Genomic DNA, 397 nt, shown 5'->3' on the forward strand with positions numbered 1-397 from the left:
AAGTTACGATCAGTCGCAACTTTGGCAGGAGGTGGACCAAGCTGAGCGGCGGGAACCTGCCGGCTCCGGCTCGAATTGGTCGCCGCAGATTCCGTCTGATTTTGACGCGACTATGTGGCCAACGCCGAAATCCACGTCGGCTCGCTCGTCTGGCATCTACCGCGGTCTTGACTCCCTGGTCGACTTGCCGTCCACACCGGCCGAGCTGCGTGATGATGCCCATTATGCCCCGCCTCCAGGTACAGCCTCCGACGCTCAGGTTAAGGCGCGCGATCCGCAAGCCTCGTCTCACGACCGCAGCGGGCTGGCGCTCGACGCCACGCAATGGCTGGGGGATCGGCACATCCAGAGAGACTACGAGCTGCTGGCGCAGGAGCTGCAGAGGGACAATCCAGAT

Annotated in this window: 1 pseudogene; it reads left to right on the forward strand. The window is 63.0% G+C overall.

Annotated elements, in window-relative coordinates:
- Positions 1 to 397: pseudogene (locus PU724_RS33965) on the forward strand (hypothetical protein); the annotation flags it as partial.

It is taken from the genome of Mesorhizobium abyssinicae, assembly GCF_049887195.1.
GTDB lineage: Bacteria > Pseudomonadota > Alphaproteobacteria > Rhizobiales > Rhizobiaceae > Mesorhizobium > Mesorhizobium abyssinicae.